Origin of the sequence: Actinoplanes cyaneus (genome assembly GCF_016862095.1) — a bacterium.
Lineage (GTDB): Bacteria > Actinomycetota > Actinomycetes > Mycobacteriales > Micromonosporaceae > Actinoplanes > Actinoplanes cyaneus.
Map to the genome: position 1 here is coordinate 22146 of NZ_BOMH01000048.1, position 22043 is coordinate 44188.

Below are 22043 nucleotides of genomic sequence, written 5' to 3' on the forward strand. Positions count from 1 at the left end.
TTGCGTCGTTTGTCGTCGACCACACTCACGGGGCGAGCCTCTCCACGATCCAGTCCCCGTCGGCGTCGCGGTACCTCAGGCGGTCGTGCAGCCGATTACTGCGGCCCTGCCAGAACTCCACGGTCTCCGGGATCACCCGCAGACCACCCCAGTGCGGTGGCGCCGGCACCGGCCCGTCGCCGAACCGCTGCACCGCCGCCGCCAGCCCGGCGTCCACCGCGTCCCGATCCGGCAGCACCCGCGACTGCGGGCTGGCCCACGCGCCGAGCTGCGATCCGCGCGGGCGGGAGGCGAAGTACTCCTCGGTCTCGGCACGGGACACGCGTTCCACCCGGCCGGAGACGATCACCTGGCGCTGCATCGGGAACCAGGGGAAGACCAGGCTCGCGTACGGGTTGTCAGCCGCCTCGGTCCCCTTCCGCGACCCGTAGTTGGTGAAGAACACGAAACCCGCCGAGTCGTACCCCTTGAGCAGCACTGTCCGGGATGACGGGCGGCCCTCCGCGCTCGCTGTCGACACGATCATCGCGTTCGGCTCGGGCAGGCCGAACGCGGTCGCGTCGGCGAACCAGGCCGCGAACTGGGCGGTCCACTCCTTCGCCAGCGAGCTCTCCAGCAGCGGCCCGTGCTCGGTGTAGTCGCGGCGCATCGCCGCGGGGGACGGCGGATCGGATGGCATCGGGGGTACTTCCTTTCGGCTGCAAGCACGTTAAGTCCGCAACTGCCCGGTGTCAGTTGAACCAGGATGGGTGTCATCGAGAGCACAACGCCCACGGGTCGACCGCGCAGTCGCCCGGGAGGCAGGATGAATCACTCACCGCAGCTCACGTCTCCCAGGGAGTGCCGTGTCCGACTTCAAGCCGGGGCTCGAGGGCGTCACCGCGTTCGAGACCGAGATCGCCGAGCCCGACCGGGACGGTGGCGCCCTGCGGTACCGCGGCGTCGACATCGAGGATCTGATCGGCCAGGTCTCCTTCGGCAACGTCTGGGGCCTGCTGGTCGACGGCAAGTTCGGGCCGGGGCTGCCGCCGGCCGAGCCGTTCCCGGTGCCGGTCCACTCCGGCGACATCCGGGTCGACGTGCAGTCCGCGGTCGCGATGCTCGCGCCGTACTGGGGGCTCGACCAGCTCCTCGACATCACCGACGAGCAGGCCCGCAAGGATCTGGCCCGGGTCTCGGTGACCGCGCTCTCCTTCGTCGCCCAGGCAGCGCGTGGGCTGGGCCTGCCGGCCGTCCCGCAGAAGGACATCGACAAGGCCGAGACCATCGTGGAGCGGTTCATGCGCCGGTGGCGCGGCGAGCCCGACCCACGGCACGTCAAGGCCGTCGATGCGTACTTCATCTCCGCCGCCGAGCACGGGCTGAACGCGTCCACCTTCACCACCCGCATCGTGGCCTCCACCGGCGCCGACGTGGCCGCCTGCATCTCCTCCGGGATCGGTGCGCTCTCCGGCCCGCTGCACGGCGGGGCGCCCACCCGGGTGCTGAGCATGCTGGAGTCGGTCGAGCGCAGTGGCGACGCCGAGGGATATGTGAAGGACGTGCTCGACCGCGGCGAGCGGCTGATGGGTTTCGGTCACCGCGTCTACCGCGCCGAGGACCCGCGAGCCCGGGTGCTGCGCCGGATCGCGAAGGAGCTGGGCGCCCCGCGCTACGAGGTGGCCGCCGCCCTGGAGAAGGCCGCGATGGCCGAGCTGCGCGAGCGCAAGCCCGGCGGTGAGCTGTGGACGAACGTGGACTTCTGGGCCGCCGTGGTGCTCGACTTCGCCGAGGTGCCGGCGCACATGTTCACCTCGATGTTCACCTGCGCCCGGGTGGCCGGGTGGAGCGCGCACATCCTGGAGCAGAAACGGCTGAACCGGATCCTGCGCCCGAGCCTGCAGTACGTGGGCCCGGCTCCGCGCAAGCCGTCGGACGTCGAGGGCTGGTCCCAGCTCACGCATAATGTGTGACCGTGGCTGACATTCGGATCCCTGACGCGATCAAACCAGTCGACGGCCGATTCGGCTCCGGGCCGAGCAAGGTCCGGCCGGAAGGCGTCGAGGCGCTATCCGCGGTCTCCCGTACCTTCATGGGCACCTCGCACCGCCAGAAAACGGTGAAGGAGCAGGTCGCTCGCCTCCGCCGGGGTCTCGCCGAGTTCTTCTCGATCCCCGAGGGGTATGAGGTGATCCTGGCCAACGGCGGCACCAGCGCCTTCTGGGAGGTCGCCACCTTCGGCCTGATCCGTGACCGGGCCCAGTTCGCCGAGTTCGGTGAGTTCGGCGCCAAGTTCGTGCAGGCCGTCACGGACGCGCCGTTCCTGGCGCAGCCCACCGTGCACAAGGCGCCGGCCGGCCAGGCCGCGTTCCTGACCGCCGAGGCCGGCGTCGACGTCTACGCCTCGGTGCAGAACGAGACCTCGACCGGCGTCTCGGTCCCGGTGCGGCGGGTGGCCGGCGCCGACCCGGGCGCGCTGCTGCTCACCGACGCCACCTCCGGCGGCGGCAGCCTCGACGTCGACCTCACCGAGACCGACGTCTACTACCTGGCCCCGCAGAAGGCGCTCGGCTCGGACGGCGGGATCTGGCTGGCCCTGATGTCCCCGGCCGCGATCGAGCGGGCCTACGAGATCAAGGCGACCAAGCGGTACATCCCGCAGTTCTTCGACCTGGTGACGGCGATCGAGCAGTCCCGGCTGGAGCAGACGTACAACACGCCGGCGCTGGCCACGGTCTTCCTCGCGGCCGAGCAGGTCGACTGGATGAACGCGCAGGGCGGCCTGTCCTGGGCGGTCAAGCGCAGCTCCGAGAGCGCCGCCGAGATCTACGGCTGGGCCGGCCGCTCGTCGTTCGCCGAGCCGTTCGTGACCGATCCCGCCCTGCGCTCCTCGGCCGTGGCCACCATCGACTTCGCCGAGGGCGTCGACGCCGCGGCGATCGCCAAGGTGCTCCGCGCCAACGACATCGTGGACACCGAGCCGTACCGGAAGCTGGGTCGCAACCAGTTGCGGATCGCGCTCTACCCGACCGTCGACCCGACCGATGTGGCGGCGCTGACGACCTGCATCGACTACGTCGTCGAGCGTCTCTGACACCAACTGGGTGACGTGGCTCATTGCGGGGGTAAGGCGTAGTCCGTACCAAGGAAAAGGGCCGGTCGGAGACTGAAGATCATCTCCGCTGGTCAGACACTTTCACGGCGTGGCTTACCCCCATTGAGTGACCTGGGCGCGTACCGTGTTCCGAAACGCGCCCGGGTAACTGACTCTCGGGAGCACAGGCCAACGCGACGAGACGGAGGCAACGCATGCGGCCGGTACGCTTCGTCGCCCTCTCCGAGGATGGACAGGCCCTCGTGCTCGCCGATGAGGTGGGCCGGCTACTCGCGCTTCCCCTGGACGACCGGGTGGCGGGAGTGCTCACCGAGGGTCCAGCGGCGCCGGGCACAGCGGTCGCGGTGATCGCCGCCCCCGACGCCCCGCCCTCCCTGTCCCCGCGAGACATCCAGGCCAAGATCCGCCAGGGCGAGTCCGCCGAGGATGTCGCCCGCATCGCCGGCGTCCCGGTCGACCGGGTGCTGCGCTACGCCGGGCCGGTGCTGCAGGAGCGGGCCATGCTGGCCCAGCACGCGCGCCGCACCCGGCTGAAGACGTCCGATTCCGGTCAGCCGCTGGCCGAGGTGGTCGACAGCCGCCTCGCGCAGCACGGCATCGACACCGAGAAGATCTCGTGGGACGCGTTCCGTAAGGACGACGGCACCTGGCGGATCGTCGCGACCTGGCCGTCCGGCAAAGCCACCGCCCAGGCCATCTGGGATCTGGACAAGGGACGCCAGGTCGTCGCCCCGCACGACGACATGGCGCAGTATCTGTGCGCCGAGCGCCCCACCCAGATCCTCGGCCAGGAGCCGGCCCCCGAGCGTGGCGGCCACGGCCTGCCCGGCCCGGCCCGCAGCTCCGAGCCGACCCGCGGCGGCCACGGCCTGCCCGCGGCAGACTCGCCGGCCCGTCCGACCCGCGACCCGATCCGGGCCGGGCGCGACGCTCTGCTCGCCTCTCTCGACCGTCCGCTCGAGGGCCAGTCCGGCCGCGGGCTGGAGCCGGTCTCCCCGGCCGGCCGGCGCCCGGTCGCCGGTGGTGCCGCGGCCCTGCTCGGCGGCGGTTCCGGCTCGGCCTTCGACGACGACGCCGACCTGCCCAAGGAGGTGCCGGCCGTCCCATCGCTGGCGGTCCTCCGCCCGCGCCGCACGGTCGGGCAGAACACGCAGGCCAGCAACGAGGGCGAGGAGAGCAAGCCGCGCAAGCGCCTCCCGAGCTGGGACGATGTGCTCTTCGGCGGCGGCCCGGCAGCGCGGGAGTCCTCCTGAGCCGACTCTTCGTGGCCGTCTACCCTCCGGTGGCGGCCCGCGAGGATCTGCTGCGCCGCCTGCCGTCCGGGGCGCGATTGACACGTCCCGCCAAGTGGCACGTCACGCTGGCCTTCCTGGGAGAGCTTTCCCGCGGTACGGACGAGGTGGCCGACACCCTGGCGACCGTCCCCGCACCCCCGGCGTTCCCGTTGCGACTGTCCGGTGGTGGCCGCTTCGGATCAGTCGTGTGGGCGGGGCTGACCGGGAACCGCAAAGCGCTCACCTCCCTACGGGAATCGGTCCGGCTCGCCTTGGACAACGCCGGGTTCCCCATCGACCCGCGCCCGTTCCGTCCGCACTTGACGGTCTCCTACCGCGCGGAGCCCGGCGTTCTCCCCGCACTGGAGTCCTACACCGGCCCGTCGTGGCCCGTGACGAGCTTCGCCCTGGTCGAGAGCGTCCTCGGCAACTACCACACCCTCCACGAGTGGCCCCTGCCCACGTCGCCCACCACGTGAACCAGCCGCTCCCCACGCCGCTCCCCCTCGTGAACCAGCCGCTGTCCACGCCGCCCACCACGTGAACCAGCCGCTGCCAACCTCGTGAGCCGGCTGCGGTCTACAGCGCTCCCCCGAGTCCGGCTCGCAAGGCGGTTCCACATCGGGCCGCCACGCGGCCCGGCCTTCCGGGCTGGTTCTCATGGGCGTTATTCGTCCCGAATAACGCCCATGAGAACCAGCCGGGACCGCGACTCGCCCGCGGGCCGCAACCCGCCAGCCTCATCGCGAAGCCTCCAACCCACGAGCGCGCCTCACACCAGGCCACTACGCGACCAATCCTGCCGCGACCGCGCCCCACACCGGATCGCCGCGCGACCAACCCGGCTGGCTGGCTCTCGCCGTGGTCCTTCGTGCCTCATGACTACGGTGGGAACCAGCTGGGACCGCGACCCGCCCGCCCCGGTTTTGGGGTTGGGGTGAGCGTGCCCCGCCACGGAGGCCGCCCTGGAGGGCTTTGCGTTCTGGCCGCGCCAGCGGCCTGCGAAGCCCGCAAGGGTCCCCGCGGGAGCGACGATCCGGACCACAGCGAAGATGGGACCTGAAGATCTTGAAGTTGATCGTCAGTCTCTGAGGGCCAGTCCTGCCGCTTCGAGGCGCGCTTCGAGGCGGAGGCGTTCGATCTCGCGGTCGACGCCGGTCAGCGGCTGCAGGTGCTCCGGGACGCCGAGGCAGCGGCAGGCAAGTCGTAACCGCGCGTCGTAGGCCGCCAGCAACGCCGCCATGCAGGCCTCGGAGGAGCGCAGCGGGCCGCTGCGGCGCTGCCTGTCGAGTCGGCGCAGGTCGAAGGCGAGCTGCTCGATCGGGACGGCGGGCAGCGCCTCCATCCGGGACGCGAGGTCTAGACCTGCCAGGTCACGGTCGAGCCGGCGGAGGTCACGACTGGCCGGGCCGGGCCGGCGAGCCCATTGTGCCTGGGCCGAGCCCTTGCGGGGCTGACGGCTCGGGGCAGGCACCCGGCGGAAGGTGGTGCGTCGCCGGGGCAGGTGGCCCGGGGTGGCCGGTCGGCGTGTCGCCGGCCGGCGGAGCAGGACCCGGGCACACGGCAGGACCAGCAGCGTTACCCACGCCGCCGACATCACAACCAGTTGCGCCATCGCCACGCATTGACGTTATGCCGGGATTTGGCGGGCCGGAACACCCATTCGGCGGACCTGATCTGCCAACTACCTGGCTGCCACGTTCCTGAGCGCCAATGGGCACCATTCACGTGGCACTATCGACCATTGTGAGCGGAAAGCGTAAATCCGCGCCACGCTCGAACGGGTGACGCGGATTCCACGTGGGTCTCAGCCTCTGACGACCGGCTCCGGGGTCCGGGCCGACGGCTCGAGCCGCACCTGGACCGGCAGCTCAGGGGACGCCGCCCCGGGCTCGGCGTGCACCCTGGCGACTTCCGGGACGGCGGGGATCAGGCGCAGCGCCGGCCGCGGCCGCAGCCGGAGCGCCAAACGGTCCCCGCTGACCCGCAGCTGCCAGACCAGCGTCACGACCGCGGCGATGAACGAGACCAGGCCGCCGGCCCAGATGCTGGAGGGCACCCCGAACTGCTCGCCCCACCACCCGGCCAGCGAGGCGCCGATCGGTGTCGTCCCGAGGAAGACCAGCACGTAGAGCGCCATCACCCGGCCCCGGTACTCGCCGTCGACGCCCATCTGCACCCGATGGTTGGCGGCCTGCGCCAGGTAGATCGAGAAGAACCCGGTCGGCACCAGCAACAGCATGGCGACGATGAAGTTCGGCGCGAAGCCGACCGCGAACTCCAGCACGCCGAAGGCGAGGGCTGCGCCGATCACCCGGTACGCCCCGGGGCGGGCCCGCCGTCCGCTGCCGGCCAGCGCGCCACCGAGCGCGCCCACCGCGAGTGCGGTCGTGAGCAGGCCGAACGAGGAGGCGCCGGCGTGGAAGTTGATTTTGGCGAGAGCGGCGAGAGTGACCGGGAAGTTGAAGCCGATCATGCCGACCACGGCCATCAGCGCGATCGGGAGGACCAGGTCGGCGCGCTTGCCGACATACTTCAAACCGTCGAGGACCTTGGCGTTGCCGCGGTCCTTGCGGGCGAGGCCGAAGAGCTCGGCGACGTTCATCCGGGTGTAGGTGAAGATCGGCGCGATCGCCAGCACCGTCGCGATCAGGAACACCACGCGGATGGAGAGCACCGAGAGCAGCACGCCGGCCAGCGCCGGGCCGCCGATCCGGGCTGTGTTGAAGGTGGCCGCGGAGAGCGCCAGCGCGTTCGGCAGCAGCGGCAGCTCGACGAGTTCGGAGACGAACGCCTGCCGGACCGGGGTCTCCACCGAGTTGGCGATGCCGAAGAGCAGGGCGAACATGAACACGTGCCAGAGCTGCACGATGCCGCACGCCACGATGACGGCGAACGCGATGGCGGTGACGGCGAAGGCCGTGTTCGCGGCGACGAGCAGTTTGCGCTTGTCGTACCGGTCGGCCAGGCGACCGCTGTAGAGGGTGAGCACCATCACCGGGACGAACTGCAGGGCGGTGACCACCCCGAGCGCGCCGGGCGAGTTGTGTGACAGGTCCAGGACCAGCCAGTCCTGCGCGGTGAACATCGTCCACACGCCGACCAGCTTGATCAACTGCCCGAGGGAGAAGAGGCGATAGTTCCGGACTCTCAGGGATCGGAATGTCGTGTCCAGCACTGCCCGCATGCGGTGTGCCTCCTCGCCTCGGTCGTACGCGTCATCGTCAGGTGACGAAGCGGAACGACCGACCCCGATCGAGGGTCAGGCGCGGGCGACGCGTTGCAGGATTTCCGCAGCGCGGGCCAGGGTGTCCCGTTCCTCCGGGGTGAGCCGGTCGAGTTGCACGGCGAGCCACTCGTTGCGAGCGTCCTCGTGCACCGCGTAGACCGCGCGCCCCTCGTCGGTGGCGGCCAGGATCACCTGGCGCCCGTCGGTGGGATGCGGGGTCCGGGCCACGAGGCCACGCTCCTCCAGCTTGCCGACGATCTTGGTCATCGTCGGGGGCTGCACCCGTTCCACATCGGCGAGCTCACGGGGAGTCAGCGCACCGTGCAGCTGAAGGCTGGTCAGCGCGGAGAGCTGACTGAACGTCAGATCGCCGACCGGCCGCGCCTGCCGGACCCGCCGGCTGAACCGGATGATCGCATCCCGCAGCGTCTTGGCGAGCGATTCCGCTGTGCGCTCCGTCGTCATCACCCGCTCCGTCACGATACTTAGCCTAGCTAATGAGCATGGCTAACGACATGTATAACCCGATGTAACAGCCGTCACCGGGCACGCTAGCGCACCCGGTGACGGCTTCCGTGGATCAGAGCACCCAGGACTCGAGCGGACCCCGGGCGAAATACAGGATGAAGAGGGCAGCCACGCCGTACAGGATCGGGTGGACCTCCTTCGCCCGGCCCGTGAAGGCCTTCAGCACGACGTAGGAGATGATCCCGGCCCCGATGCCGTTGGAGATCGAATACGTGAACGGCATGATCGTGATGGTCAGGAACGCCGGCACCGAGATCGTCCAGTCCGACCAGTCGATCTGCCGGACCGCCGTCATCATCAGGAACCCGACCACGACCAGCGCCGTCGACGCGGCCTCGAACGGAACCACCTGCACGAGCGGCGCGAAGAACATCGCCAGCAGGAACAGCCCGCCGGTGACCAGGTTCGCGACACCGGTGCGAGCGCCCTCACCGACGCCGGAGGCGCTCTCGACGAACGAGGTGTTGCTGGAGACGCTCGCCGCACCACCCGCGGCCGCCGCGATGGAGTCGACCAACAGGATTTCCTTGGTACGCGGCGGCATGCCCTCGGAGTCGAGCATCTCGCCCTCCTGGCCGACCGCGACCATCGTGCCCATGGTGTCGAAGAAGTCCGCCACCAGCAGCGTGAAGACGAACATCAGCGCGACCAGCCAACCGGCGTGCTGCCACGAGCCGAGCACGTTGAAGTGGCCGAGCAGCGACAGGTCCGGGGTGTCGACGACCTTCTCCGGCAGCTTCGGCACGTTCAGCGACCAGCCGTGCGGGTTCGTGACGACCGAGCCGACGCCGGTGATCGCCTCCACCACGATGGCCAGCACCGTGGTGCCCAGGATGCCGATCAGGATCGCGCCCTTGATCTTGCGGACGAAGAGCACCAGCGTGAACAGCAGGCCGAGCGAGAAGACCAGGGTCGGCCAGGTCAGCAGCTTGCCGCCGAGGCCGAGCTCGACCGGGACGGTGGTGTTCGACGCGTCCGGCACGCGGCGGACGAAGCCCGAGTCGACCAGCCCGATGATCATCAGGAACAGGCCGATGCCCACCCCGATGGCGGTCTTCAGCTGCGTCGGAACGGCCTTGAAGACCGCCGTGCGCAGACCGGTCAGCACGAGCACACCGATCAGCAGGCCCTCGATGACCACCAGGCCCATCGCGTCGGCCCAGGTCATCTGCGGCGCGATCTCGTACGCGACCAGCGCGTTCACCCCGAGGCCGGCGGCCAGCGCGAGCGGGAAACGGGCCACGACGCCCATCAGGATGGTCATCACGCCGGCGACCAGTGCCGTGCCGGCGGCCAGCGCGGCCAGCGGCAGGTGAGCGCCCTTCTGGTCGGCGCCGCCGGCCAGGATCAGAGGGTTGAGAACGACGATGTACGCCATCGTGAAGAACGTGACGAAGCCGCCACGAACCTCCCGGCTCACCGTTGAGCCGCGCTTGGTTATCTCGAAGAAGCGGTCGAAACCGTTCCGCGGCGCGGCGGTCTCTGTAGCTGTTGACATGCTGGCCCTTCCGGGGTGGCACATTGAACGACGCGCGCATGCTTTCAGACGCGATGACCTCGGCAAAAGCGCTGTGATGTTACAACTCTCACGTCCTGCGCCGAGACGTTCCGTAATGGCCTTACCCTGTCGGAGTGAGTGACCTGTCTCCCGTGACCCGGGCTGACGATCCGCCGACCGGTCTGACCGTCGTGACCGGCACCAAGCCGCGCGTCGAGCCGCTCGACCCGCCCATGGTCCCGTTCGCGCTCGCGGGCCTGGCCGCATTCGCCGTGGCCACGCTCATCATGTGGCTGGCCGGTGCACCGGACGACTGGGTCGACACCGGCGTGGCCGGGTTCCTCGTCGGCATCCCCGGTCTGATCACGATGATCGTGCACGACCGGAACCGGAAGCGCCGGAGGGCGCTCTCACATCCGGAGTTCCACGCCTCCTGAGCGCGCCCGGCTCGAGCGCGCTCCGGAGAGACGTCTCTCAGCTGTGCCCGTAATCCTCTGCCGGCTCGCTCGACTCGACCGAGCCGTGACCGCGGCTGACCGCCATGGTCTCGACCTCGCTGTCGTCATAGATCGTGGGCAGCTCTTCGACCGGCTGCTCGACCGTGGCCAGCAGCGCCTCGGAGTGGGCGCCGCAGCCGTGATCGGCGCTGACCGCGCGGCCGTCATCCGGCGCGTAGAGGTTGCCGCACACCCCGAACATCTGCCGCATGGAACCGGCCAGCGGCAGGTAGAAACCGCAGGTGCCGCAGCGGGCGTTGCGCGGCGCGGCGGTCGAGATCGGCGCCTCCGGGCCGGCGTCGCCGTCATACCACCTCTGGGCGGTCTCGATCCGGCCGTCCTTGGACATCACCCGGGACCGGCCGAGGCCGAGCTCCCAGGAGACGGCCTCGACCGCGGAGTCGTCGCTCAGCACATAGCCCGGGGCGAGCCGGTCGTCGTCGGGCGCGGTCGGCATCAGGTCGCCGACACCCAGGTCGCCGGGCTGGACCCGCTCGTTCCACGGCACCCAGCCGGGGGCGAGCAGCGCGTCGGGCCCGGGCAGCAGCACGGTCTCGCAGATCGTGACGTGGCGGCTGCGCGGGACGCGGGTCACCGTGACGGCCCAGCGCCAGCCCCGATAACCGGCCAGGTGGGACTCGAAGAAGTGAGTCACGACACGGTCGCCCTCGGCGATCGCTTCCAGATGCTCACCGATGTCTTCCGGGTCCACATCGGTGATCGCACCACGGGCGATCCCCACAGCATCGGCACAGACCTGGTCGAGTCGGGCAGCGCGGGCGGCGATCCTGGAGGTCACCCGCCCATTGTTGCCTACCGAACCCCACAGGTCGCAACGACTCCCCATATACCTGTGGACAGAGCCCGCCGTTGGTCGCCCGGATCAGTCAGGATGGTTCCCATGCCGCTGCTTCCCACCCTCGGCCGCACCGTCGGCTCCGGCGTCAAAGCCGTGCGCCTGGTGGTGCGTGGATCCGTGCGCGGCGGCGCCTGGGCGACCCAGCGTGTCGGCACCGTCCGGGCCCGCGGCGCCGCCAACGAGATCGGCATGATCCGGCTCTTCGACCTGCACGCGGTCTCCTGCGCCGGCGACGCGCTGATCGCGATCGGGCTGGCCGGCACGATCTTCAGCGTTCCGCTCGGCGAGGCGCGCAGCAAGGTGCTGCTCTACCTGCTCATCACGATGATCCCGTTCGCGCTGCTGGCGCCCGTGGTCGGCCCGCTGCTCGACCACTTCCGCCACGGCCGGCGCTATGCGCTGGCGGTCACCATGCTCGGCCGGGCCTTCCTTGCCTACGTGATGTCGGACAACCTGCTCGGCTGGGGCCTCTATCCGGCAGCGTTCGGCGTGCTCGCGCTCTCCCGGGCCTACGGGGTGGCCCGCTCGGCGGCCGTGCCCCGGCTGCTGCCCGACGGGGTCGGACTGTCCCAGGTGGGCGCGCGCGCCAGCGTCTACGGCACGTTCGCGGGCGCGGTCGTCGCCCCGATCGGCCTGCTCGCCTTCAAGTTCGGGCCACAGTGGCCGCTGCGGGTGGCGACCATCATCTTCCTCGTCGGCATGGTCGTCTCGCTGCGCCTGCCGCCCCGCGCCGACTCCGACCCGCCCGAGGCCATGCCGCGCGCCTGGCGCACCGTGCTCGGCCTCAACCGCGGCTCCGACCGTCCGCTCTCCGGCCGGCTGGTGCTCGCCACCCTGTTCGGCAGCGCGTCCCTGCGCCTGCTCTACGGTTTCCTGCTGCTGTTCATGACCTTCGCGATCATGTCCGGTGGCGTGGACACCAGCATCCTCGGCTGGGATCTCGGCAAGACCACAGCGGTCGGCCTCGTCGGTGGCGCGCTCGCCCTCGGCACGTTCCTGTCCACCGCCGCCGGCACCGGCCTGCGCATCCGCCGCCCGCTCGCGCTGCAGTCCAGCGGCCTGATCATCACCGCCGGCGTGGCGGTCTTCGCGACGATCTTCTGCAACCTGGTCACCATTGCGCTGCTGTCCCTGCTCACCGCCGTCTTCAGCGGCATCGCGAAACTGGCCGTCGACGCCAGCATCCAGGAACGCGTCCCCGAGCGACTGCGGGCGACCGCTTTCGCCCACTCCGAGACCGTGCTGATGCTGGCCTGGGTCGCCGGTGGCGGCATCGGGCTGATCCCGCTCGCCGGGCGGCTCGGGGTCGCCCTGACCGCGCTGCTCGCGATCCTTGCCGCGGGCCGGGCGGCTTGGTCGGCCGCCCGTCTGCGCGGCGAGCGGCTGTCGGGGCGGCCCGGGGAGTCGACGGGGGACGCCGCCGATCCCGGCACGGCCGATTCCAGCGCCGCCCGTGCCGGCACGGCCAACGGCAGCACCGCCAACGGCAGCACCGCCAACGGCAGCACGGCCAACGGTGGCGCGGCCGGCTCCGGTGCACCCACTGCTTCGGGCTCCTCGCGCGCCGACGACGAGGACCTGTTCTACGAGGCGGCCGACCCCTGGCCGGATGCCCCGGCCGTCCCCGAGCGGCCCGGCCACAACACGCCCTACCAGCGGCGACCTGCCGGGTCCCGCTCGGCCGGCACCCTCGACACCGAACGCCTGGTCGACACCACCCTCGTCGACGAGCCCCGCGGCTGGTGGGGCCGCCGCAAGAGCAGGAAGCCCGCAGCTTCCGCACCTGAGCCGGTGGCGTCCCCGCAGGCCACCGATGAGCCCACCCGGCAGTTCGGGGCCGACGTCCCCACCGACGGCGGCTCGTCCGGCGACGGGTCCACGGCCCGGGACGACGCCGACCACTCGGCGGCCCCTCCCGGATACCACGTGTACCGGCCGACCTCCGCCACCCGCAACGGCGACTCCGACGACAGCGAGGACCTATGACCCCGCACCCCGTGCTGGCCGTGACCGCGGTCCCCGCCGAAGCCGACGCCCTGCGCCCGATCCTGGACCCGGAGCTGGTCGTCGTCGAAGCGGTCGGAGTGGGCCCGGCCGCCGCCGCCGCGGGAACCGCACGCCTGCTCGCGAAGCGCGACTACCGAGCGGTCGTGAGTGTGGGCATCGCGGGTGGCTTCCCGGGCCGCGCGGACGTGGGCGGCACCGTGCTCGCCGCCCGGGCCGTCGCCGCCGATCTGGGCGCCGAGTCCCCGGGCGGTTTCCTGCCGATCGAGGAGCTCGGCTTCGGCAGCAGCGTCCTGGAAGCCGATCCCGCCCTGCTCAAAGCCCTTCAGACAGCTCTACCGCACGCGCTCACCGGCGACATCCTGACCCTGAGCACGGTCACCGGCACGGCGGAGACGACGGTTCGCCTCACGACCCGCTTCCCGCAGGCGGTGGCCGAAGCCATGGAGGGCTACGGCGTGGCGATCGCCGCAGCGGACGCAGCCGTTCCGTTCGCCGAGATCCGCAGCATCTCCAACCCCGTCGGCCCTCGTGACCGTGCCGCCTGGCGCCTGCCCGAGGCCTTCGCCGCCCTGCGAGCCGCCGCTCCAGCCCTGCAGTCACTTCCCTGACCTCTACCCGGGCCGCGGTCACTCCCCCGTCGCCGGAACGCGAAGTTCTCCCGCAGCTGTCAGAGCGCGGCGGCCCGGCACGACACCACTCGGCACGGTCAGATCGGCGTGGCTGTTCCGAATTGCCCGCCTTCGACGCACACCCGTACAACAGGAAACGCCACACCACCCAAGAAGGTGAATTTCTTTTACAGGAATCTGTTGCTGTTGGTGATCGTGCCCGGCATGCTGCGCTGAACAAGCATGTGACGTTCGTCGCTGTAGACAGCACCCGGCGCGAGCGAGCCCCACCCCGACAGCCGCGAAGGAGACCCGATGACGGCCGGCGGGAACCCGAGCGAGGCACGATGAGGGACATGAGCGCCGCGGCCCGCGCCCGCCTGATCGGTGCCGGCTACGCGGCCCAGGGGCTGGGATACGCCGCTGTCGTCACCGCGCTCCCCGCCTTCAAAGAGCGCCAGGGCCTGAGCGACGCGTTCGTCTCCGCCATCCTGCTGCTGGTCTGCGTGGCCGCGGCCGGCGGCTCGGTCATCGCCGATCAGGTCGCCGCGCGCCGGGGCAGCCGGTACGCCCTGGCCGCCGGCCTCTTCCTGATCGGCGCGGGTCTGGCCGGCACGACCGTGGCCACCCCCAAGGTCGCCTTCGTGACCATCCTGCTGCTCTACGGCGTCGGGCTCGGCACCGTGGACGCCTCGCTCAGCATGCAGGGTGTCCTGGTCCAGGCCCGGCTGGGCCGCAGCGTGATGAGCCGCCTGTTCGCCGCGTACACCGCTGCCGCAATCGTCGCGGCCCTGCTCATGTCGGGTTCGCTGGCGAGCGGCGGCGGAGCGTCGATCGCGGTCGGCACGGCTGCCGGATTCGCGGTGCTGGTCGGGCTGGCCGGCTGGCGCGGGTTCGAGCCGGGCCGCACGGAACGTTCCCATGTGGTGCACGAGACAGGCAGCCGCGCGGTCCGGCGGGTCATCTGGGTCTGCGGCATGCTGATCTTCACGGCGTTCCTGGTGGACTCCGCGGTCAGCACGTGGAGTTCGGTCTACCTGAAGGACACGCTGCACGCGGCCGCCTCCATCGCCCCGCTGGGCTACGCCGCCTACCAGGCGACGGTGCTGGTCAGCCGCCTGATCGCGGATCACCTAGTGCCACGGGCCGGGCGTCTGGCGATGGCCCTCGGCTCGCTCGTGGTCTCCGGCGCGGGCTGTCTGCTGGTGGTGCTCCTCCCGGTGGAGGCCGCCGCGATCACCGGCTTCGCCATCGCCGGCATCGGCGTGGGCGTCCTGGTCCCGCTCGCCTTCAGCGCCGCCGGCGAGGCCGCCAGGGAGAGCAGCGACGAGGTCATCGCCCGCGTCAACCTCTTCAACTACGGCGGTGCCCTGCTCGGCGCGGTCCTGCTCGGCGCCCTCTCCGACCCGATCGGCCTCCGGATCGCCTTCCTGATCCCGGTCGTCGGCGTCGTGCTCACCCTCCCCCTGGCCCGTCGCCTGCAACATCTCACGGTCGCAGAACCAGCCCCAAGACCTTCTTGAAACCTTTGCCGGTACGACCTAGCGCCCTCCCCAACCGCAAGGCTCCCGCCCTTGGTCCAGGGCCGCGACCCGGTCCCGCCTGAAGCCCGACCAGCGACCGCCGGGTATTCCCGAGGCCACGCGACCGCCCCCGCGGGGCTGACCGGCGTGGCGATCGAACGCGATCGCACGGCAAGCCCCTGCCGCGCCTCCCTGCTCCGGCTGGTTCTCATGGGCGTTATCCGGGACGGATAACGCCCATGAGAACCAGCCGGGAACCGCGACCGCGGCAGGACCGGGAGCGGCGCGAAGTCCGCGCCACGCGCGCGGACGGGCGGGCCCGCTCGGTGATCGCCGGGTCCGCGCCACGCGCGCATGAACTCGCGCGCGGCGTCGAAGGTCTCGCTGCCCGACGCCCGGCCCGCGCCACGCGCGCGGCGTCGAAGGCCCGCCGCCCCACGGTCGGTCCGCGCCACGCGCGCGGTCGAAAGCTCGCCGCCCTGCGGTCGGTCCGCGCCGCGCGCGGCGCTGCCCGACTGTCGGGCAGCGCCGCGCGTGCGGGCGGGTCGGAGGCGTACGCCGGGAGGGTTTCGGGGTCGAATCGGAAACTGGGTGGGCAGTTAAGCTTGGCGGGTGCCGAGGCTGGTCGATCATGACGTTCGCCGGGGGGAGCTTCTTGCGGCCACCTGGCGCGTCGTCCGGGCGCGCGGCGTCGAGGGGACGACGACCAGGGCGATCGCGGATGAGGCAGGCTGCTCGCTGAGCGTTCTCGCGCACTTTCTCGGCGGCAAGGACGACATCCTGGTCGCGGCGCAGAAGGCGGTCTACGACCGGATCGTGGAGCGGGCGTTCCGGATCGGTGGCAGCCTTTACGGGCTGGCGGCGCTGCGGGCGGCGCTGGACGCGGTGCTGCCGATCGACGAGGAGCGGGCCGCCGACGCACACGTGAACGTGGCTTTCGCCGGCGCGGCGTTGTCGCATCCGCTGCTGGCCGAGTCGCGGCGCGAGTCGCACCGGGCGATCCGCGTGCATTTGCGGACGTGTCTTCGCGAGGCGCGTGGGCTGCACGAGCTGCGCACCGGCGTGGAGGACGAAGCGGTGATCGACGACTTCATCATCCTGGTCGAGGGCAGTTCGCTGCTCAGTCTGGTGGACGGCTGGGCCGAGGAGGGCCGGGCAGAACGCCTGACCCGCCTCGCCGACAGCTTCGTCGACCAGCTCCGCCGCTGACACTCGCCGTCATGGTGACCGGCCATCATGAGCCGTCATGGTGACCGGCCATCATGAGCCGTCTTGGTGACCGGCCATCATGAGCCGTCATGGTGACCGGCCACCACGAAGCGGCCGATGCCGATCAGGCGCTCATGACGGGTCAGCGCTGGGATGCGATCAGGTCGCGATACCAGAACCAGGAGTCCTTGCGCGTACGGGCGAGCGTCTCGAAGTCCACATGCACGAGACCGAAGCGCTCGTCGTAACCGGCCGCCCACTCGAAGTTGTCGAACGCCGACCACACGTAGAAGCCGTCGACCCGTACCCCCGAAGTGATCGCCTCTTGAACCGCTCGCAGGTGCGAGTCCAGGAAGGCGATCCGCCGTGGGTCGTGGACCCGGCCGTCGTCGCCGGGTGCCGCGTCGTGGAACGAGGCGCCGTTCTCGGTGACGATGACCGGCGGCAGTGCCGGGTAACGTTCGTGCAGCGTGACCAGGATTTCGGTGAGTGCGGAGGGGACGATCGCCCAGCCGAAGTCGGTGCGTTCGTCGCTCTTCACCGGCACCGGGGAGAACGGCATTCCCTCCGGGATGTCGACCTCCAGCACCCCGGCGTAGTCCTTCCCTTCCCGGGGCGCCTCGATCGCGGTCGGCTCGTAGAAGTTGACGCCGTAGAAGTCGAGTCGCGCCCCGATCAACTCCAGATCGCGGTCGAGTTGCGCGCCGGAGGTGCCGACGCCGGCCCGGATCATCTCGCCGGGATAGTCGCCGAGCAGGATCGGGTCGGAGAAGGTCCAGTTCGTCAGCTCGCGGAACATCTCGGCCGCGTACGCGTCAGCCGGGTCCTCGCTCGCCGGGTGGACCGGGAAGTGCTGGTTGGCGATGCCGATCGCGCCCGCGTCGTGGGTGCGCAGCACCTGCACCGCCAGCCCGTGCGCGAGCAGTTGGTGGTGCGCGACCGGGAGCGCTTCGAGGCCGAGGCCGCGGGCCGGGGCGTGATCGGTCAACGCGTACCCGTAGAGGGTCTGGACGTTCATCTCGTTCATCGTGATCCAGTCCCGGACGCGGTCGCCGAGTCGCAGCACGACCGCGCTGGTGTAGTCGGCGAGCCGGTGCGCGGTGTCCCGGTTCAGCCAGCCACCCTTGTCCTCCAGGTCCTGTGGCAGGTCCCAGTGGTAGAGCGTGGGCACCGGGCGGACACCGGCCGCGAGCAACTCGTCGACCAGCCGGTCGTAGAAGTCCAGCGAGGCCAGTGCCCGCGGCCAGGAGATCGAGAACCGGTAGTCGTGCACCCCGGCCTCGGCGATGTGCGTGACATCCTCGGCGTACCGGTGGTAGTGATCGATGGCGACCTTGGCGTCCTCGCCGTGCCGGATCGTCCCGGGCCGCGCCGCGAAGGTGTCCCAGATGCTCGGGCCCTTGCCGTCGGCGTCCCAGGCGCCCTCGATCTGGTAGGCCGACGTCGCCATGCCGAATCGGAAGCCGGGCGGGAATCGCATGAATGATCCTTTCAGGACAGTGCTCTGAGCCGGGGCAGGCAGACGAGCGCGAGCACCGCGATCGCCGCGGTGAGCAGGTAGAGGGTGGGGTAACCGCCGAGGCGGGTGACGATCGGCGCGGCGATCACCGGGGCGAGCAGCTGCGGCAGCGTGCCGGCGATGTTGGCGACGCCGAGCATGGTGGCGCGGGTCTCGGTGTCCGGGAGCACCTGCGTGATCACCGCCATGTCGACCGCGACGTACGCACCCCACCCCGCCCCGACCAGCACCGACGCCACGATCGCGACGGCCACGACCGGCACCAGGGCGAGCAGCGCGGTTCCGGCGGCGAGCACCACGGCGGCGACCGCCACGAAGATCCTGCGACGTTGCCAGCGGTCCGACAGCACCCCACCGGCGAAGCCGAAGATCCCCGCGAAGAGCACGTTGACCACGGTCAGCACGAGCACCCAGGTGGCCGCGTCGGCGACACCGACCTGGTCCGACAGGTAGTAGAAGAGGTAGACCAGGACGAGCGCATTGACCAGGTTGAGCAGGAAGCGGATCAGCCAGGCCCAGGCGAACTGCGAGCCGGGCCACTTCAGCGAGAGGGCGGTGCGGTCGGAGATCCGCACGGGTTCCCGGTGTATCAGCAACAACGCCGCGCCCAGTGCGGGCACCGCCACGGCCACCGCGAGGTATCCCGGCGCGCCCTGCCCGACCGCGACGGCCAGGGCGGTCCCGAGCACCACCCCGACGATCTGCGCGACGCCGAAGAGCGCGCCGACCGTCCCGCGTTGCCGCTCGGGCACCCGGTCCCCGATCATCGCGGCCAGCGCGGCCAGCGGCCCGTTCAGTCCGATCTGGACCAGCACCCAGCCGCCGATCATCAGCGGGCGGCTGTCGGCGGCGGACAGGACCAGCAGGCCCGCGACGCCGACCACGGTGCCGGCCACGAAGATCGGCCGGCGGGAACCGAGCCGGTCCGACAGCGCGCCCCACAGCGGGTTCGCCACCAGGGAGGCCGCCGCCCCGATCGCGGTGACCAGGGCGAGCAGCGATTCCTTGCCGTCCCCGCCGGCGAGGCGCGCGGCCTGTTCGGGCAGGAGGATCTGGATCGGGCCGAACCAGCCGGCCGCCACCCCGATCATCGCCAGTGCGTACGCAACCATCCAGCGCGTACGCACCGGCGCCTCGACCAGCGTCACGAGCGAGCCTTTTCCCACATCTGCACGTACGCCTCCGCCCCGCTCATCAGTTGCCTGGTGAGCAGCGCCTTGTCCGAGCCGGCCTGGTTCGTCAGGTCGGTGATCCAGTCGGAGTAGAGGCCGTACTGCGCGACTCCGTCGGTGTTCAGGTCGAACGTGCGGGTCCCCCACACCTGCTTGGCCACCTGGGTGCCGTTGAGCGCGGTGAACGGATAGGTCAGCGGGCTCGTTCCGGCGTTCAGGCGCGGCTGCGCCTGGGTGCCCAGCCCGTTCACGTCGGTGCCGACGCCGTACCCGGTGATCCTGGAGCCGTTGGCCAGCGCCCTGTTGGCCCGCCACTCGTCGAGGAAGGTCGGGGTGCCGGAGCCGTCGTCGGTGGCGGCGAAGGCATAGGAGGCGACGAACCCGCCGACCCCGAGCACCCGGTTGACCAGGGCCCGGTCGGCCCAGGTGTGGACCGAGGTGACCCCGGCGTAACGCCGCTGCTCGGCCAGGTCGAGCACGGCCGAGGCGGTTTTCACGCTCATGTGGTCGATGTGGACGATCATGCCCCGGTCCATCATCTTGCCGACCAGGTACGACCCGAGCGTGGTGAGCCCGCGGACGTTGCAGATCTTGCCGCTGGGGTAGACCGGGAGGATCGTGCCGGCCGGCAGGTCGACGCCGAGCGCCAGCAGCTTGGCGAAGTCGTCACTGACCAGCGGCTGCTCGTTGTCGGACGGGCCGGTGCAGCTCGTCGCCTGCCACCAGTGGCCGCTGGAGAGCAACTGGCCGACGTTGATCGCGGCGCCGGTGACACCCTCGTCGAAGCGGGTGCCGCCGAACGCGTTGTCGAACTTGTGCACCGGGTAGAAGCCGCTGACGCCCATGCCCTGCAGCTCGTCGAGCCCCCTGTCGATGTCCGCGGTGGTGCACTGCGCCACGTCCTTGACCTCGCGGCAGCCGAAGATCTCCGAGTTCTCCACCCCGATGGTGACGGCGAGCTTTCCCTGAGCGGCTATCGCCCGTACCTGGGCAGGGGTCGTCGCCAAGCGGAACCAGCCGCGACCCGGACCTCCGCTGCGAGCGTCGATGTAGTCCTGCATCCGGTGCAGGTAGGTGGATTGCGCGCGGATCTGGTCCATCTCGTCGCACGAGGTGTGCTGAACGGTCAGCTCGCAGATCACCCGGTTCGCCACCAGCAGCACGTTGAGCACCCGCTGGCCGGACTGCCAGGCCCGTTCCAGGCTGCGGAAGTACGACGCCTCGTGCAGCATCGTGTCGGTCTGCGGCCAGTCGGTGAACGACGGCCAGCCGTGCTCGGACGAGTTGATCGGGTCGGTGCCCGCGATGATCGCCTCGAGCAGCGCACCCCAGCCCAGGGTCGCGTGTGAGGCGCAGCCGGCCAGCGCGACCGGGGCGCCGCCGGAGGCCCACGCGTCGCCGCAGTGCATCGAGCCGCCGAACGCCTCACCCGCGGTGATGTGCGCGTGCGCGTCGATCCAGCCGACGAGTTTCCCACCGGAGTCGACGGCCGGAGCGGGGGTGCCGGTCACGCCGGTGGCGATGTCCGGGATCGCGGCGCATCCGGTGGCCGGGGTGAGCTTCATTGTCGCGCTTCCGGCGCCGAGCCCACCGAGGTACGACCCCATCTGCTGACCGGTCGACGTCGAGACGAGCTTGTACGAGCCGGAGGACCCGCTGCTCACGGTCCAGTCGGCGCGATCACCGTAGGAGTCGCCGGCCCACACCCAGCCGAGGGTGCTCTGGTACGGCGGGGCGCCGGTGTGGTCGCGGAGCAGGTAACGGCCGAGTTGGGTGGCCTCGAAGCGGAACGGTTCGGCCTTCGACGCCGTGCCGGTGAAGCCGTACCCGGCGGAGTCCTTGAACACGTACCCGAGCGCGGTGGATCCGTTGTACGCCTGAAGGGTGACGCACGCCCCCTCCAGACCGGTGGCCGACGTCCAGGTCTCGGCTGCTCGGGCGGGCGCGGACAGCCCACCGACGAGGCCCAGCACCAGGACGCCCGCGAGCAGGTGACGACGCACGGGACACCCCCTTGGTAGATCAGATGATCCGACAAAGGGAGTGTAGAAAGTCACACCCGTTCAAATCCAGAGGTGAATGTGAATATCTTTTCGGCGCTGTGGCGAACCGGACAAGCCGCCGTCCGAGCGTCGCACCCTGACCAGGAGCTAGCGTGGTGACGTGGCGCTATCCCTCGCGGTCTCTCCCTGCCCGAACGACACGTTCGTCTTCCACGCGCTGATCCACGGGCTGGTCCCCGGCGCGCCCGCCGTCGACCTGACCTTCGCGGACGTCGACGTGACCAACACGGCTGCCGAGCGTGGCGACTTCGACCTGGTCAAGGTGAGTTACGCGGCGCTGCCGTGGCTGCTCGACCAGTACGATTTGCTGCCCTGCGGCGGCGCCCTCGGCCGGGGTTGCGGGCCGCTGGTGCTCACCCGTGGGCAGCGCGCCGACCTGTCCGGCGCGACGGTGGCGGTGCCCGGGGACCGGACCACGGCGTACCTGCTGATGCGGCTCTGGGCGGCGGAGAACCCGCCGGCCAAGATCGAGGTGGTGCCGTTCCACAAGATCATGCCCGGCGTGGCCGACGGGACGTTCGACGCGGGCCTGGTCATCCACGAGGCGCGGTTCACCTACCAGCGCTATGGGCTGACCGCGCTGGCCGACCTCGGCGAGTGGTGGGAATCGGACACCGGCCTGCCGATCCCGCTCGGCGCGATCCTCGCGAAGAAGGGCACTGTCGACCCGGAGCAGGCCGCCGAGTGGATCCGCGAGTCGCTGCGCAGCGCCTGGCTCGACCCGGCCGCCAGCCAGGATTTCATCCTCGCCAACGCGCAGGAGATGGAGCCGGCCGTGGTGACGCAGCACATCGGGCTCTACGTCAACGAGTTCACCCTGAACCTGGGCCAGGACGGACTCGCCGCCGCCGACGCCCTGCTCGGGCGTGCGGCGGCGGCGGGTCTGACACCTGCTGTGCCCGCGCTTCGCTGAAGCCGCGTCGCACCGGCGGCAAGGTGATCACCGTGGGGCGGGCAGAACCG

19 protein-coding genes are annotated in these 22043 nt (G+C 70.8%); 10 read left to right on the forward strand and 9 right to left on the reverse strand.

Translation table 11 applies throughout. The features are described from left to right. Positions 1-25: 25 nt before the first annotated feature. Entirely contained in the window at positions 26-679 is a 654-nt protein-coding gene (gene pdxH, locus Acy02nite_RS31335) for a pyridoxamine 5'-phosphate oxidase (RefSeq protein WP_203748168.1), read from the reverse strand. 166 nt (positions 680-845) lie between these two features. On the opposite strand from pdxH, the gene Acy02nite_RS31340 reads away from it, so the two are divergent. The 4 genes from Acy02nite_RS31340 (at position 846) to thpR (ending at position 4847) form a co-directional block, all read left to right on the forward strand. Next, the gene (locus Acy02nite_RS31340) at positions 846-1952 is read left to right on the forward strand and encodes a citrate synthase 2 (protein ID WP_203748170.1); all 1107 of its coding nucleotides are present in this window, start codon (positions 846-848) and stop codon (positions 1950-1952) included. Positions 1953-1954: 2 nt separating this feature from the next. Further along, positions 1955-3073, forward strand: a complete 1119-nt coding sequence (serC, locus tag Acy02nite_RS31345; protein ID WP_203748173.1) for a phosphoserine transaminase — start codon at positions 1955-1957, stop codon at positions 3071-3073. Between the two features lie 215 nt (positions 3074-3288). Next, the gene (sepH, locus tag Acy02nite_RS31350) at positions 3289-4347 is read left to right on the forward strand and encodes a septation protein SepH (RefSeq protein WP_203748176.1); all 1059 of its coding nucleotides are present in this window, start codon (positions 3289-3291) and stop codon (positions 4345-4347) included. An 11-nt stretch (positions 4348-4358) separates the two neighbouring features. After that, a complete protein-coding gene (gene thpR / locus Acy02nite_RS31355; protein ID WP_203748179.1) occupies positions 4359-4847 on the forward strand; it encodes an RNA 2',3'-cyclic phosphodiesterase in 489 nt (162 codons plus the stop codon). Positions 4848-5449: 602 nt separating this feature from the next. Here thpR and Acy02nite_RS31360 read toward each other — a convergent pair. From Acy02nite_RS31360 to Acy02nite_RS31375, 4 genes are all read right to left on the reverse strand, one after another. Then, positions 5450-5983, reverse strand: coding sequence for a hypothetical protein (locus Acy02nite_RS31360; protein ID WP_239175391.1), 534 nt, complete (start codon positions 5981-5983; stop codon positions 5450-5452). Positions 5984-6175: 192 nt separating this feature from the next. After that, complete coding sequence (locus Acy02nite_RS31365; RefSeq protein ID WP_203748185.1) at positions 6176-7555, reverse strand: MFS transporter; 1380 nt, start codon at positions 7553-7555, stop codon at positions 6176-6178. Between the two features lie 75 nt (positions 7556-7630). Further along, complete coding sequence (locus Acy02nite_RS31370) at positions 7631-8077, reverse strand: MarR family winged helix-turn-helix transcriptional regulator (RefSeq protein ID WP_203748188.1); 447 nt, start codon at positions 8075-8077, stop codon at positions 7631-7633. A gap of 100 nt (positions 8078-8177) precedes the next feature. Continuing rightward, the gene (locus Acy02nite_RS31375) at positions 8178-9623 is read right to left on the reverse strand and encodes an NCS2 family permease (RefSeq protein WP_203748190.1); all 1446 of its coding nucleotides are present in this window, start codon (positions 9621-9623) and stop codon (positions 8178-8180) included. A 233-nt stretch (positions 9624-9856) separates the two neighbouring features. Here Acy02nite_RS31375 and Acy02nite_RS31380 point away from each other — a divergent pair, with 233 nt between their 5' ends. After that, the gene (locus Acy02nite_RS31380; RefSeq protein ID WP_203748503.1) at positions 9857-10060 is read left to right on the forward strand and encodes a DUF2530 domain-containing protein; all 204 of its coding nucleotides are present in this window, start codon (positions 9857-9859) and stop codon (positions 10058-10060) included. A 37-nt stretch (positions 10061-10097) separates the two neighbouring features. Here the strand turns inward: Acy02nite_RS31380 and Acy02nite_RS31385 are convergent, their stop codons facing one another. Next, entirely contained in the window at positions 10098-10967 is an 870-nt protein-coding gene (locus tag Acy02nite_RS31385; protein ID WP_203748193.1) for a DUF3027 domain-containing protein, read from the reverse strand. Positions 10968-11021: 54 nt separating this feature from the next. On the opposite strand from Acy02nite_RS31385, the gene Acy02nite_RS31390 reads away from it, so the two are divergent. The 4 genes from Acy02nite_RS31390 (at position 11022) to Acy02nite_RS31405 (ending at position 16326) form a co-directional block, all read left to right on the forward strand. After that, entirely contained in the window at positions 11022-12965 is a 1944-nt protein-coding gene (locus tag Acy02nite_RS31390; RefSeq protein ID WP_425548226.1) for an MFS transporter, read from the forward strand. Then, positions 12962-13594 carry a futalosine hydrolase gene (locus Acy02nite_RS31395; protein ID WP_203748199.1) on the forward strand — a complete coding sequence of 211 codons (633 nt, stop codon included), beginning with the start codon at positions 12962-12964 and terminating at the stop codon, positions 13592-13594. Before Acy02nite_RS31390 ends, Acy02nite_RS31395 begins: the two co-directional genes overlap by 4 nt. Before the next feature lie 245 nt (positions 13595-13839). Then, on the forward strand, positions 13840-15117 hold the full coding sequence (locus Acy02nite_RS31400) for an MFS transporter (RefSeq protein ID WP_264653349.1): 1278 nt from the start codon (positions 13840-13842) through the stop codon (positions 15115-15117). A 612-nt stretch (positions 15118-15729) separates the two neighbouring features. Next, the gene (locus Acy02nite_RS31405; RefSeq protein ID WP_203748205.1) at positions 15730-16326 is read left to right on the forward strand and encodes a TetR/AcrR family transcriptional regulator; all 597 of its coding nucleotides are present in this window, start codon (positions 15730-15732) and stop codon (positions 16324-16326) included. A gap of 142 nt (positions 16327-16468) precedes the next feature. Here the strand turns inward: Acy02nite_RS31405 and Acy02nite_RS31410 are convergent, their stop codons facing one another. Genes Acy02nite_RS31410 through Acy02nite_RS31420 form a run of 3 tightly spaced genes read right to left on the reverse strand, consistent with a single transcriptional unit; the run spans position 16469 to position 21020 of the window. Then, the gene (locus Acy02nite_RS31410) at positions 16469-17806 is read right to left on the reverse strand and encodes a GH1 family beta-glucosidase (protein WP_203748208.1); all 1338 of its coding nucleotides are present in this window, start codon (positions 17804-17806) and stop codon (positions 16469-16471) included. Positions 17807-17817: 11 nt separating this feature from the next. Then, positions 17818-18993, reverse strand: coding sequence for an MFS transporter (locus tag Acy02nite_RS31415; protein ID WP_203748211.1), 1176 nt, complete (start codon positions 18991-18993; stop codon positions 17818-17820). Beyond that, the gene (locus Acy02nite_RS31420) at positions 18990-21020 is read right to left on the reverse strand and encodes an amidohydrolase family protein (RefSeq protein WP_203748214.1); all 2031 of its coding nucleotides are present in this window, start codon (positions 21018-21020) and stop codon (positions 18990-18992) included. Before Acy02nite_RS31420 ends, Acy02nite_RS31415 begins: the two co-directional genes overlap by 4 nt. Positions 21021-21180: 160 nt before the next feature. Between Acy02nite_RS31420 and Acy02nite_RS31425 the strand changes: the two genes are divergently transcribed. Continuing rightward, positions 21181-21993, forward strand: a complete 813-nt coding sequence (locus Acy02nite_RS31425; RefSeq protein WP_203748217.1) for a 1,4-dihydroxy-6-naphtoate synthase — start codon at positions 21181-21183, stop codon at positions 21991-21993. The last annotated feature ends 50 nt before the right edge of the window (positions 21994-22043 follow it).